Annotated in this window: 12 protein-coding genes; 4 read left to right on the top strand and 8 right to left on the bottom strand. The window is 59.4% G+C overall.

Translation table 11 applies throughout. From position 1 onward, the window contains the following. The first annotated feature begins 221 nt into the window (after positions 1-221). Genes ACSQ8V_RS34520 through ACSQ8V_RS34510 form a run of 3 tightly spaced genes read left to right on the top strand, consistent with a single transcriptional unit; the run spans position 222 to position 3,077 of the window. Positions 222-932 (top strand): PadR family transcriptional regulator, encoded by a 711-nt coding sequence (locus ACSQ8V_RS34520; RefSeq protein ID WP_213762874.1) that lies wholly within the window; start codon positions 222-224, stop codon positions 930-932. A gap of 23 nt (positions 933-955) precedes the next feature. After that, entirely contained in the window at positions 956-1,771 is an 816-nt protein-coding gene (locus tag ACSQ8V_RS34515; protein ID WP_436208820.1) for a siderophore-interacting protein, read from the top strand. Positions 1,772-1,823: 52 nt separating this feature from the next. Continuing rightward, a complete protein-coding gene (locus ACSQ8V_RS34510; RefSeq protein ID WP_436186201.1) occupies positions 1,824-3,077 on the top strand; it encodes an MFS transporter in 1,254 nt (417 codons plus the stop codon). Positions 3,078-3,234: 157 nt separating this feature from the next. Here the strand turns inward: ACSQ8V_RS34510 and ACSQ8V_RS34505 are convergent, their stop codons facing one another. The 8 genes from ACSQ8V_RS34505 to ACSQ8V_RS34470 form a co-directional block, all read right to left on the bottom strand. After that, entirely contained in the window at positions 3,235-3,957 is a 723-nt protein-coding gene (locus tag ACSQ8V_RS34505) for a glutamine amidotransferase (protein WP_436208819.1), read from the bottom strand. A gap of 14 nt (positions 3,958-3,971) precedes the next feature. Then, a complete protein-coding gene (locus ACSQ8V_RS34500) occupies positions 3,972-5,420 on the bottom strand; it encodes an amidase (RefSeq protein WP_436208818.1) in 1,449 nt (482 codons plus the stop codon). Between the two features lie 68 nt (positions 5,421-5,488). Then, entirely contained in the window at positions 5,489-6,208 is a 720-nt protein-coding gene (locus ACSQ8V_RS34495; RefSeq protein WP_436208817.1) for an ABC transporter ATP-binding protein, read from the bottom strand. Beyond that, positions 6,192-8,084, bottom strand: coding sequence for an ABC transporter permease subunit (locus tag ACSQ8V_RS34490; protein ID WP_436208816.1), 1,893 nt, complete (start codon positions 8,082-8,084; stop codon positions 6,192-6,194). The genes ACSQ8V_RS34495 and ACSQ8V_RS34490 overlap by 17 nt, the downstream gene beginning before the upstream one ends. Before the next feature lie 20 nt (positions 8,085-8,104). Continuing rightward, the gene (locus ACSQ8V_RS34485; RefSeq protein WP_213762880.1) at positions 8,105-8,980 is read right to left on the bottom strand and encodes an ABC transporter permease subunit; all 876 of its coding nucleotides are present in this window, start codon (positions 8,978-8,980) and stop codon (positions 8,105-8,107) included. 9 nt (positions 8,981-8,989) lie between these two features. Continuing rightward, a complete protein-coding gene (locus ACSQ8V_RS34480; protein ID WP_436208815.1) occupies positions 8,990-10,303 on the bottom strand; it encodes a transporter substrate-binding protein in 1,314 nt (437 codons plus the stop codon). 128 nt (positions 10,304-10,431) lie between these two features. After that, a complete protein-coding gene (locus ACSQ8V_RS34475; protein WP_213762882.1) occupies positions 10,432-11,121 on the bottom strand; it encodes a M24 family metallopeptidase in 690 nt (229 codons plus the stop codon). Positions 11,122-11,163: 42 nt separating this feature from the next. After that, positions 11,164-12,267: an FAD-binding oxidoreductase gene (locus tag ACSQ8V_RS34470; protein WP_436208814.1), complete on the bottom strand. Its 1,104-nt coding sequence runs from the start codon at positions 12,265-12,267 to the stop codon at positions 11,164-11,166. Positions 12,268-12,391: 124 nt separating this feature from the next. On the opposite strand from ACSQ8V_RS34470, the gene ACSQ8V_RS34465 reads away from it, so the two are divergent. Further along, positions 12,392-13,882 carry a PLP-dependent aminotransferase family protein gene (locus tag ACSQ8V_RS34465; RefSeq protein ID WP_436208813.1) on the top strand — a complete coding sequence of 497 codons (1,491 nt, stop codon included), beginning with the start codon at positions 12,392-12,394 and terminating at the stop codon, positions 13,880-13,882. Positions 13,883-13,891 lie beyond the last annotated feature (9 nt).

The following is a 13,891-nucleotide window of genomic DNA, read 5'->3' as shown; positions in this document are numbered from 1 at the left end:
ATGGTTATGAGCGCCGGATACTTAAGCATTGCAGGTTTCAGCACAGCGGTTCGGAGCCCGTGGCGACGCGTGCAGGACTCGAATCGTACCGCTAGAACGCAACGCCTCGGGCCGCCCTCCACGCGCCAACGCTCCTCCTCGCATCCCTCCGAAAAATATTGACAACCTATCTTAAGATATATATCTTAAGATCTGTTTTACGATAACCACGGAGTTTTACGATGAGACATCATCGAAATCGCGAGTTCGCTCGCCCCGAAGCTGGATTTGAATCTTCAGACCGTTTTTCCATGCATGCACTGTGGCATGCAATCGGTCGCCACCACCACCGCCATGACGACGACGGCCGCTTCCCAGGCGGTCCGGGAGGATTTGGCGGCCGCGGTGACGACGGCATGCCGCGTGGCCGCAAGTTCACCTCCGACGACCTCCAGTTGCTCCTGCTCGCCCTTCTGGCCGAAGCGCCGCGCCACGGCTACGAGCTGATCAAGGCGCTCGAAGTTCGCTCGAACGGTTTTTACAGCCCGAGCCCGGGCATGGTCTATCCAGCGCTGACTTATCTGGAAGAACTGGGTTATGCAACGGTTGAAGTGGAAGGCAATCGCAAGCGTTATGCATTAGCCGAACCTGGCCGCAACTACCTGGCGACCAACCGCGAGCGCGTTGACCTGATGCTGGCCAAGCTAAGCCATTTCGCCCGCAAGATGGATTCAGTGCGCCGCGCATTTGCAGGCGAAGCAACCGACGAAAACGCAGACGCTAATGGCGACAGCAACGCTTGGTTGCCCGAATTCATCCAGGCACGCCGCGCCCTCAAGCACGCATTGCTGATCCGAACCGACGCATCCGCTAGCGAGCAACGCCGCATTGCCGCCATCCTTGCGCGTGCGACGGCCGAGATCGAAGGAAAAACCACCGGCAATCCGGCATGAATCAATACTTAAGAGAACAAACAATGCAAAACAGACCCGATCTGGCGGTCGGCCGCGTCCGCCATCAACTTAAATTCCGCCTGGCTCAAGTCAAGCGCGTTCAACCGCTTACGCCGCACCTCGTGCGCATCACGTTAAGCGGCGACGATCTCCACGACTTCGAATCCGCGTCCTTCGACGACCACATCAAGGTCTTCTTTCCCCCGCCCGGAGCCGAGAAGCCGGTCATGCCCACGGCCGGTCCGAATGGTCCGGTATTCGCGGACGGCCAGCCGCGGCCAATCGCACGCGACTTCACCCCGCGCCGATACGATCGCGAAGCGCGCGAGCTCGACATCGAGTTCGCGCTGCATGAGGCGGGACCCGCCGCGACGTGGGCGGCGCAGGCGAAGGTAGGACAGTATCTGGGAATCGGTGGCCCGCGCGGCTCCTTTACGATCCCCACGGGTTTCGACTGGCATCTGCTGATCGGCGACGAGACCGCGCTCCCTGCCATTGCACGTAGGCTGGAAGAGCTACCGCCGGGAACTCGCGTAGCCGCGCTGATTGAAGTGGAAGATCCGTCAGCACGCATCGACTTCACGACGCAGACCGACCTGTACGCCGAATGGCGCTACCGCAGCGAATCGGACTTCCCCGGCGGAGCCTTGTTGCTGGCCTTGCGCGAGATGTATCTGCCGACCGGCGAGGGCTACGTCTGGGCCGCGGGGGAAGCCACCATCATGCGCGCCGTGCGTCAGCATCTATGCACGGAACGCGGTGTCGACAAGACCCGGATTCGCGCTGCCAGCTATTGGAAACGTGGCGTTGAAGCGGTTCACGAATCCATCGACGACTGACTCGCGCTTTCTCCGTCTTAGCCACTGAAAAACATTTAATTAGGATGGCTATATGTATAGTCTGGATGCGAGTCGCGAGCGCCGCCTTCTCTGGCTGCTTGCGCTTACGCAATTCACCATCATCATGGACTTCATGGTGATGATGCCCCTTGGCCCGCAGATCATGCGGAGCTTTCAGATATCACCTGCCGCGTTCGCCACCGCTGTCTCAGCTTATTCGTGGTGTTCCGGTCTCTCGGGGCTGCTTGCCGCCACTTACATTGATCGTTTCGATCGCCGCCGTCTCATGTTAGCGGTCTATGCGCTGTTCGCGCTGTCGAACCTTGCGTGCGCCTGCGCCACCAGCTTCCCCATGCTGCTGATCGCGCGCGCTTTTGCGGGGATCACCGGCGGCGTGCTGGGATCGGTCATCATGGCTATCGTCAGCGACGTCATTCCCGCTGCCCGCCGCGGCGCCGCGACCGGCACGATCATGACGGCCTTTTCGCTCGCCGCAGTGGCGGGCGTCCCGGCCGGCGTTTTGCTAGGCGCGCACTTCGGCTGGTTCACGCCGTTCATCTTGCTCGCGGCTTTGTCGGTTGTGATCTGGCTGGCCGGAATGCAGATCGTGCCTTCGCTCACCGAACATCTACGCCGCAAGCAACCTCCGTTGGGAAGCGTGCTGCCTACGCTGTGGCGCCTGGTGTCGAACCCGCGTAACGCCAACGCATTCGCGCTTACGTTCATCGTAATGGTGTCGCAGATGCTGGTGATCCCGTTCATCTCGCCGATGCTTGTGGCTAACCACGGCGTCGCCCCGGCACAGTTGTCGTGGTTATACATGGCGGGCGGCGCCGCGACGTTCTTCACGGCACGGCTTGTCGGCCGGCTTTCCGACCGTTACGGCAGTCGTCGGATGTTCCGTCTGCTGGTGGTGCTGTCCTTGCTGCCCGTGCTGTTCATCACTCACCTGCCGAGCCTGCCGTTCATCGCAATGGTGCTGCTGTTCCCCGTGTTCATGGTGATCGTGTCCGGCCGCATGGTGCCGATGCAGGCGTTGCTGACGACCGTTCCCGAACCGTCTAACCGCGGCGCTTTCCTCAGCACGAACAGCGCACTGCAAGCACTCGGTGCCGGTTGCGGTGCGTGGCTAGGCGGACTGTTCCTGTCGTTCGATGCGCATGGCGCCATCCGGGGTTATGGCGTCAACGGCTTGTTGGCTGCCGCCCTCGTGTCGTTCGCGGCGATTTGGGTGGGCCGCGTGAAAGCGGCAACGGAAAGAGCTGTTACTCCGCCCATTGCCGGGGAGCCGCTTGGGGAAGCGTAGTCGCTTCAGCAAGATTTGGCCGGGCTTGAATAAGTTGCGCCTCGCAAGTATTCGTCGATGTTGCGCAGGCTCAACTGAAAACTAAAATGCCAGCGCACAGCGCAACTGATGACGGTACTCGCACAGTGCGAGTACCAGACTCCCCGGCGGCCTGTCTTTAGCCATCGGGGCGCTCCGTGAGGCCCGGGACCGAGTTTACCCAGGCATTAAATACCTGAGATGCCGCCTTGCCCAACGCGGCACCTGAGCGCAACGCACTTTCCCTCAACGCGGTCATAGACACGTCGTTCTGCATCAGTTCAACGCTATGACCAATCAACCATTGCTCGATTCGCGCAACGTCGGCTTCGAGATGAAATTGCAGCGCAAGCGCGCAAGCACCATATTGGAATGCCTGATTCTTGCATTGCGCCGTCGACGCCAAAACGTGGCATCCCTCAGGCATCTGAAATTCGTCGCCGTGCCAGTGCAGCACTGGAACGTCATCGCCCAGATGTCCCAAGGCCGATGCCCGGCCCTCGGGGCTCAGCGAAACACAACCAAAAGCAATTTCCTTGTGTTCCATCGGCGTGACTCGTGCTCCAAGCGCACGGGCCATGAGTTGCGCTCCCAGGCAAATGCCGAGGATCGGCCGCCCTGACAGCAGACGCTCCGAAATGACAGCAAGCTCGGTCCGAAGGAACGGATAAAGGTCATCGTCGAATACGCCGATTGGACCGCCTAGCACGACCATCAAGTCTGCCTCTTCAATCTCCGCACGCCTCGGATCATCCACGCCCATGTCGAAGTAGCGGATCTCATAGCCTCGCTCTTCAAGCACCCCTCGCAGTGTTCCCAGGTCTTCGAACAGAACATGCCGAAAGACAGCAACTGTTTTCAAGTGGATTCTCCGCTTTACGGTTGAGGATGGGCTTGAGCCCACGGCGCCGCCTGCTCGAACGCGGCTGCGGCCTTGAATACGGTCAGATCGTCGAACGGACGCCCCACGATCTGCAACCCTGTCGGAAGACCCTGGGGGCTCATGCCCGATGGCACGGAGATCGCCGGACATTGGCTCAGTAGATTGAACGGATACGTCAGTGCCCAGGCGAGATACGCATCGACCGGTTTGCCGTTGATCGTGAATCCGACGTCGTCGTTCTTGTGTTCCGCTTTGAGAGCAGGCACGGCGAGCGTTGGACACACCAGCACGTCGAACCGCTCGAACACGGCCGACAGCTTCTGCCACATTGCCGAACGCACCATTTCGGTCTGCTTGACGCGTACCGCGCTGTGACCGAAACCACGATGGATCAGACTGCGCACGAACGGGTCCATCTTGTATTGCCATTGCGGAATATGATGGCCGACGATCGTCGCGAAGAGTCCTTCCCAATGCGTTACCCAGGCATCGTAGGCACTTTCATTCCAATCGAGATTGACCTGTTCCACTACGGCGCCCGCCGCCTGCATCTTGCGGACAGCTTCCGCCGTGTTCCGGGCGACTTCGTTATCAACTTCGACGAAGCCCAGATTGCTGGAGAAAGCGACCCGCAGGCCTTGCATGCCTCCCGAGGTAGCGGTGGGAATGACGACCCGATCGCGCAGGCTTGTGATGTCGTCCGGGTGTTGGCCAGACATCACATTGAGCATCAGCGCGGCGTCACCGACGCTTCGCGTGATCGGGCCGATATGCACGATCGACTCGAACATCGTATCGAGCAGCAAGCCCGGAACGCGTCCGTAGGCGGGCTTGTAGCCGACTGTTCCGCAAGCCGAGGCGGGAATGCGCAGCGAGCCGCCACCGTCATCGCCTTCCGCCAGCGTCGTCATGCCGGTTGCCACGGCGACTGCCGATCCGCCAGAGGACCCGCCGCTGCTGAAATCGGTATCCCACGGGTTCCGGGTCACACCATAGAGGGGGCTGTGGCAATGGCCTGCATGTGCAAATTCGGGGGTCGTCGTGCGAATGTGCATGATCGCGCCGGCATCGAAAAGGCGCTGCACCGCAGGAATCGTGCGATCGGCGACCACGCCTTCGAAAACCTTCGAGCCCCAGGAAGTCGTCACCCCTTTGACCGGGTGAAGCTCCTTCACCGCAAGCGGAATGCCTTCCAGCGGACGAACCTCAACGCCTGACTGATACCGCGCTTCGGCACTCGCGGCCTGATCCAGCGCCTGCTCGTAAAACCGGTTGGTGATCGCATTGACCTTCGGATTGACGGACTCGCAGCGCGCGATGACCGCTTTCATCAGGTCTACTGGCGAAAGGCTTCGGTCGCGAAACCTTTGCAATGCTTCTTCGGCCGTGATAAAGCACAATTCCGGCTGAGACAGACGGGAGTCCTTGATTGGCTCATTCATGATGGTTCTTCCTTGGCTTGGGCAACGAATCGATATCGACGGTTAAAGAAAAAATGAGTCGGATGCCGCTAGAGCACTGCACCGAACAGCTCGCGATCCAGCGCTTTATCGTCAATCGTGTCAGTGATGGCGACCGTTCCGCTGATGCGTCCCGACTCCATCAAGTACGCACGGGATGCCAGTTGCCGGGCAAAATCCAGGTTCTGCTCGACCAGCACCACGGACAACCCGTCCCGCGATGAAACCGCTTGCAATACGCGTGAAATGTCATCAAGTAAGGATGGCTGAATACCTTCGGACGGTTCATCGAGCAACAGCAGTCTGGGTTCGGTGATCAACGCCCTGGCGAGCGCCAGCAATTGCTGTTGCCCGCCGCTGAGACTGCCCCCAAGATGCTTGAGCTTGGGCACGAGCGACGGGAAATCGACCATTAGAACTTCCATCTTCTGCTTGATACGCTTGTGATCAAAGCCCATTGCATAGGCGCCGACCAGCATGTTTTCTGCAACTGTCAGTTGAGTGAAGATCTGACGCCCTTGCGGCACACAGGCGATGCCGATCTGCGCACGCCGGTGAGCGGCCGTCGAACTGATCTCGACCTGATTCAACTGGATACCGCCTCGCTGACAAGGCAACGCGCCTGACAGGGTCCGGATCAAAGTCGTCTTGCCGACGCCATTTCGTCCGAGGACGGCAACCACTTCGCCCGCTTCGATGTTGAAATCCACGCCGCGCAGGATGGTGACGTTGCCGTACCCCGACCATAAATCACTAGTGGTGAGCAGCATGATTTCTTCCCAGGTAAGCATCGATGACGATGGGATCCGACGTGATCTCTTCAAACGTGCCCTGACGGAAAATCTTCCCTTGATGCAGCATTGAAATGGGCGCGCTCAACGCACGGATAAAGCTCATGTCGTGCTCGACCACGATCACCGTATGATCGATCGCCAGTTGCTGGATCAATGCAACCGTATTGCTCCGCTCTTGCGCGGTCATGCCTGCTGCAGGCTCGTCCAGCAAGATCACGGCCGGGTCTTGCGCAAGCACCATCGCGATTTCGAGCCATTGCTGTTCGCCATGCGCAAGCTCCGCGACGAGCGCATTCATCTTGCGGTGCAAGCCGACTGCTTGAAGCGTTCGGCGCACGAGCCGTGTGCTCCGGCTGCGTCCAGGCTCGTAATGAGCCAGGCGAAGATTCTCCTGGACGGAAAGGCCGGGAAACAGGCTCGGAACCTGAGTTTTGATGCCGAGGCCGTGACGGGCTCGCTTGAATGTCGGTGCCCGGGTGATGTCGATGTCATTAAGAACGACTTGACCATCCGTCGCTTGATGGCGGCCCGTCAACACGCCAAAGAACGTGCTCTTGCCGGCGCCGTTCGCACCGATCACCACATGAATCCCGGGACCTACGAAGTCGACACTGATTCCACGCAACACGGAGACCCCACCGAAGTTCTTCGCGATCGCATTGGCACGCATGACACCGCTCAAACGCACGCCGCTCTCGTGAACATCGGGCAACGTATCCGCCTCTCCATCGAACAGGTCGGCGGCGGCCTCAGGTCGCGACGGTTTGCTAATGAAGCGAAGCAAATAATCGATCGGCCGGCGAAGGAGCGACGCGACACCCGACGGCGCAAGCATCACCGTCACGACGAGCAGCACGCCCAAAATGAGCGGCGTCTGTTCGCTGATCACGTTTTCGGCTTCGTCGGAGATCCACTGGACGAGGACGACTCCGAGGAACGCGCCGCCCAGCGAACCGCGCCCGCCGACCATCACCCATATCACGATCAGCGCGGCCTGCGGAAGGCTGAATATCGCCGGATTGACAAACGTTCCCCATGCGGCAAAAAGTGCGCCGCCGATTCCAGCAAGTGCGCCACCGATAACAAAGGCAATCAGCTTGAGCCGGCGTGTGTCGTAGCCGAGCAGATCCATGCGAAGCTCGTTCTCGCGAAGTCCGGCGAGCATCCGGCCGAATCGCCCCGTCACAAGAAACCTGACTACGCTGTACATCAGCCCTGCCACGCAAGCAGCGAAACCGAACATGGCTGAGGGCGAAAGCTCGGAGGTGGACTCGTTACCCGGCCAGCCCAACGCGATGGACGGCAGGGAAGGAATCCCGTTGAAGCCACCCAGAAGTGCCTCGCCAATGTGATATTGCGGACCCGACGTGCTCGAAATAACCGAATACAAAACGAGCGTGATCGCGAGCGTGACGATCGCCAGGTAAACATCACCGATCTTGCCGTAGAAGAGTACGTATCCCAGCATGCCGGCAAACACCGCCGAGGCCAGTGCTGCCGCAACCAGCGCACTGCCCGTTTCATGTGTGACCGGAAACACGTTCAAGGAGAAGATTGCGTAAGCGTACGCACCCACTCCAAATAGCGCGTTCTGGCCGAAGCTGAAAATGCCGGCTCGTCCCCACAAGAAATCGAGACTCAAGGCGACGATGCCGAAGCTGAGCCAAAGCACGCCCTTCAGTTGAAGCGCGACCGACAGATGTGGCGCCACGATAAGTGCAACAACGACCAGCAAGACGGGCCAGACCAGCCCCCGATGAGCCGCTTTCCGCAGCAGGTTGGAGCGGCCCGGATGGATGGCGTCAGGCGCCTGCGCCATCAACGCATCTTGAATCTCTGGATTGGTGTTCACGAAAAATCTCCCGTCGACGCTTAGAATTTACGGCGCCAAGACGCTGATATGCCTTGGGGAAGGACTCGAACCAGGACCATTGCCGTCACGAGCAGAGCGGATACGCCCCAGAGCGTCGTCAGCCACTGCGAGACAAGGTTGGCCACGCTACCGAGTAAAGCAGATGACATCACGGTGCCAAACACAAAGGCTGGGCCGCCCGTTACCACGGTCATGAATGCCTGCGCGACATAGGTTTGTCCAAGGCCGGGGCTGACCGCAATAACCGGCGCAATCAGCCCTCCCGCCAACCCGGCCATGCCGCAACCGATCGCGAACGTGATGAGGTTGATGCGTGGCGCGAAGACGCCCAGTGCGCTCGCCATCTCGGCGTTCTGAGCCGTCGCACGCGCCAACAGTCCATAACGCGTGCGGGTGAACACCAGATAGAGTCCAAAGACCGATGCAAACGCCGCGGCCGGCAACACAAAGGACGAATAGACTGACACGGAGTAAGTGCCGATCTTCAGCGCCCCAAGCGGCGTAGAGATGCCAGCCGATGTCGTGCCGAAAATATCCACGGCGAGCTGAAAGAGGATCAGGCTCAGTCCGAACGTGACGAGGAGCGTGTCCACCAACCGCTTCTTGTATAACGGTCTGATCAGTACCACCTCGACCACAACGCCGACCGCTGCGCTGAGTAGCGGCGACGCCGCGATCGCCACGAACAGGGGAATCCCGGCGTAACGGACCAGCGTGACGGCGGTAAATGCGCCAATCATCATGAACTCGCCATGCGCCATGTTGACGACCTTCATCAGACCGAATATCAACGCGAGACCCAGTGAAACCATGACGAGGATGGAGACGCTCGTCAGGACTGACAGCGCAACTACAAGAACGGAGGACATCGACATGAGACGCTCCTAGACTTTGGGGTTGACCATCTTGTGCGCTGCTTTGTCTTTGCCGATCAGATCAATGGTTCCCGCGCCGACGATTTCACGCGAAGGCGCAACCTGCGGCAGCGACTCGATGATCTCGTAGCTGCCTTGGCTTGAGACCCGCGCAAGGTGAATGTCCTGCACATTGCGATGAGACTGGCCGTCGGTCGATACCTTGCCGCTGGGGCCAACATAGGCCTTGCCTGACTCGAGCGCGGCGACTACCTGCGCAGTGTTCGTGGTTTTTGCCTGTTCCACTGCGAGCCGCCACTGATTCCAGCCGTTCCAAACCTGCACCGGACCATCGGGAATCGGGCCCGCATTCGGGTAGAGGACCTTGAAGCCATCGAGGAACGTCTTGTTTTCTGGCGTGGCGAGTGATTCGAAATACGAGTACGCGACTACGATTCCGCTCGCCTCCTGAGGGGTAAGCACGGTTTGCTCGTTACCCAGTCCGAAGGTCGGTGAAATGATGCGGATCGACTTGTTCAGCCCGGCCGCGGCAAATTGACGATAGAACGCAATGTGATTGTTGCCAACGAGGTTCGACATGACGACCGCCGGACCCGCCGCCTGGATCTTGCGTATCGTCGAGCCGAAATCCGATACTTCGAGGGGAATGTATTCGATGCCCGCAATCGTGCCGCCGGCCTTCGCCACCAGCGATTGTGTCCAGGCCGTCGCGACGTGGCCATACACATAGTCCGCCGCAACCACGTAGATTGTCTTGCCTGCGTTCTTGACGGCCCAGTTGATCAGAGGCGCCTCCTGTTGAACGCAATCGCTGCCTTGCATGAAGGTGAACTTGTCGCACTCGCCGCCCTCGTCGATCATCGGAAAAAAGAGAATCTTTCCGTATCGGCTCAACACAGGCCGCGCAGCTTCCCGCGACGCGCCGGTAATACATCCGACGACGGCGCTGATTCGATCGTCGGCACCAATTTCCTGAGCGTAGCGGGAATATAGTTCGATCTTCGATTGCGTATCGTAGGTGTGCAGTACAACCTTGCGACCCATGACGCCGCCACCTTTATTGATCGCATCGATCGCGTACTTCGATGCGTTCATCAGCTGCACGCCGTAGATATTCAGGTTCCCGGTCAGGTCGAACATGCTCGCGACATGAAGATCCGCCCCCGGCGCATCGGCGCCCATTGCACTGAATGAGCGCCCCAGCGCCGCCGCGCCGACGCCCGCCAATGAAAGTTTGAGCAGGTTGCGGCGGGTGATAGTGGTTCGGCTTTCTTCGTGGCCGGCCGGACAGGACAGTGTGTTTTCAGGCAGATTTCTTTTCATCGCGGGGCTCTTGTTCGTTAGGGTGGGCAGACTTGGCTTGGCCGCTGCGGCGGGGGAGCGCCTTGACCAGGCTTTGGTTGTGCGAGATGCGACTCCGGGAAAACAATAAGTAGTAGACCGAATAAACCTTAGTTAAAAAAATCGTCCTCTAACAGCATGTCCTCGAAGAACGCGCCGTATGTGTGGTCAGCGTTGCGAATATGGATTTCGAGAACCCACAATTGCCGGCTCGGCTTGAAATCGACTTCGGCCATCGGACCTTCGTAAATCGCCGCGTGTGGAAAGTCGGCCAGACGATGGCCCGACAAATCCATGTTCAGCACCCATCCCCGACGCTTTGCCGCTGCGACCGCAACCTCGTAAAGCACTTTCCCGCTGTCGCTTGTTTCAAGCCAGTGCTTGCGTACTTCATGGAAGATTTCGCGTGCATCGCTTGCACACCTCGCCTTGCCGGCATCGGTCCCGGTGACGAACGTGTCGCCGCCGTCGCCCTCCCATTCCTTCCATGTCGGGCCAATGTCGATCAGGAAAATATCGTCCTGACCGAGCACCACGCCCGGATCGGAAGCTTCGCCGAAAGTCTTCGTGGTATTGCTGCCAAAGCGGACATAGACATCGTGCCAACCGCGCAGCATCCCGAGGCTGGCGAGAAGGTCCTTGGCCATTTCGACAGCGTCTTCTTCGACCATCCCGGGTTTGACCGCGCGGGAGATCTGCCGTATCGCATCCCGTGTCATATGACGCACGGTCATCATCTTCTGCGCGTCGTAATGCTGGCCAACGGCTTCAAGGGTCTGCTGAATCGCTTCTGTACTCATGGGTGATGCTCCTGTTTGGGATTTCGGTTGCAAATTGGACAACTAGAATGCGTCGCGCGGAACGCTGACACTCAGACCATTCAGTTTGGGTTCAAGGACAATCTGGCAGGCGAGCCGGTCGAACGGCCCGCTGTCCTCGATCGATTGCAACAATCGACTTTCTGTCCGCGCAGCCGGCATCAGCCTGTCGAACCAGGTTTTTTCAACCGTGACGCGGCAGGTGCCGCAAGACTGGTTGCCGCCGCACACACCCTTGACGAGGTCTGCCTCGCGCAACGCGGCGAGCAGTGTGTCGCCGGTCCAGGAGGGCAACGTTCGCGCGGGCACGTTGCCTGAGACCTGGTCAGGTACAAGGCTGGCGTTGACGTGAACAGGTGCGCGGCGCGCGTCTGCAGGCCGGCTTATCACCGACGCGACGAAAGAATCGGAGAGGAAATTGTCGGGATCGAGACCATGCATGCCAACGAGCAGGTCTCGTGCAGCCGCAATCATCGACGGCGCGCCACATGCATAGACGCGCGAGTTCGAGAGGTCCGGATGGTCGGCCGCGGCCGCGTCCTGGACGAATCCTCGTTTTCCTTGCCAATAGCCGAGGGCACCGCTCAACACAGGTACGTAATGAAAATTGCGGTGACTTGCCGCAAGACTTGCGAAACGTGCGGAGAGATACAAGTCTGCTTCAGTAGTTGCGCCCCAATACAGCCAGACCGGATTTGCGCAGCCCGATTGCAACGCGGCCTCAAGCAGCGCATTGAGCGGTGCGATGCCCGTCCCCGTCGCGAGCATGACGATCGCCGGGACCTCCGACGCAGGCGTTTGCCAGACACAAGTGCCGAACGGACCGTGAACCTTCAGGGTGTCGCCCGTTGCCAATTCATTGCGCAGCATCCGCGAGAATTTGCCGTCGCGATGCAAGCGGATATGCAATTCAATGACACGGTCGGTCGTGCTCGCCGACGCCATCGAATAAGAGCGTAGATCACCGTCCGGCAACTCGATCGACAGAAACTGGCCTTCGCTGTACTTCATCGTTTTTCCAGCGAGCGGCATCAGCCGGACCTTCATGACAGAGTCATTCAGCGGCGAGACCGACAACACTTCGGCCTCGAAGCGGTCATCGGTCGTAGGTCCCGGTAAGGTGTTCATTGCGTCACGTACCTCGTTTGCGTTTGTTAAATGCTATAGTTTTCGTGGCCCATCCGAGTGATCCAGTATTTTTGACATAGCTGGTCCAGGGACGAGTTCAGATGAAGACGGCGAGGAGCTGGCGATGTTAAGAAACTGGGAATTCACAATCAGCATCGACCGGAACTCGCCGGTGTCGCTGAGCCTTCAGATCAGCCAGGCGCTGGTTGAAAAAATCCGCTCGGGACTTCTGCGCCCGGGGAACTCGCTGGCGGGGTCCAGAGAACTGGCCACGCAGTTGGGCGTGAACCGTAAGACCATCGTGGCGGTTTATGACGAGCTGGCCGCGCAGGGCTGGCTGGTCACGCAGGGAAAGCGCGGGACTTTCGTATCGCCGGCGCTGCCTGTCGCGGAAATGGAAAGCAAGGCGGAGGAAGTCCTTAAATGGTCGGCGGGGTCGTTGCCAGGCCCTGACTATCGGCCATACGGAATCGAGAAAGAGCTGCCGGCGCCTCCAAGGGACGGCTTTATTGAATTCACCGACGGCGCCCCTGATACGCGCGTGGTGTCATTCGAGGCTTTGTCCAGGGCCTTTCGCCTTGCACTGATCGAATCCGCACGCTCCAACCGGCTGGGCTATGGCGATGCCCGTGGCCTCGCGCTACTAAGGCAAACCATCGCAGCGATGCTTCGGATAGAGCGCGGACTGAACGCGGACGAGGACACCGTGTGCATCGTGCGCGGCAGTCAGATGGGCATTTATCTGGCCGCTCGCCTCCTGGTCCGCCCAGGCGACGCGGTGGCGTTGGAACGACTCACCTACCCTCCTGCACGAGACGCGTTCCGCGCCTGCGGAGCGTCCGTCTTTAGCGTCGACCAGGACGAACACGGCATGATTCCTGAGTCGCTTGAGAGAATCTGCCGCGTCCATAAAATCCGGGCCATCTACATCACGCCTCACCATCAGTTTCCGACCACGGTGACCATGCCCGTTCATCGCCGCATGCGGCTTCTTGCCTTGGCCGAGCAGTTCGACTTCGTGATCGTGGAGGACGACTACGATCACGAATTTCATTTTTCGCACAATCCGATGTTGCCAATGGCCAGCGTCGATCGCTCGGGCAAGGTCATCTACATAGGCTCAATGAGCAAGATACTCGCCCCGGGACTCAGGATTGGTTATGTCGTGGCGCCGCCGAGCGTGATCAATCGACTGGCCAATGAAGTGATGCTCATCGACCGGCAAGGGAATGGGGTGACAGAGCGCGCAGTGGCGGAACTCATGCAGAGCGGAGAACTCAAGAGACACATAAGGCGGGCTGTGAAGATCTACGAGCAACGCTGTGACATGGCGATTGCGCTGGTGCATGAAAAGCTAAGTTCGATCGCCACAGTCTCGCCTCCTGACGGTGGCCTGGCGTTGTGGCTCACGCTCGATTCGGCAATCGATATGCAACGCCTCGAAGACGATGCCGTCCGGGAACGCGTACGCGTCCTGACCGGCACCTTGTTCTCGGATGACTATGCACCCGTCAACGCCATGCGGCTCGGATTTGGCAGCCTCAACGAGCGCGAACTGAAGCAGGGGTTCGAACGGCTGCGAAAGGTGCTCTCAAGACAAGATACGCGTCTCTGATCGATCGGG

It is taken from the genome of Caballeronia sp. LjRoot31 (assembly GCF_964253885.1).
In the GTDB taxonomy this organism is placed as follows: Bacteria; Pseudomonadota; Gammaproteobacteria; order Burkholderiales; family Burkholderiaceae; genus Caballeronia.
Note: the sequence above shows the minus strand (reverse complement) of the source record. Positions and strands in the feature narration are given on the sequence as shown.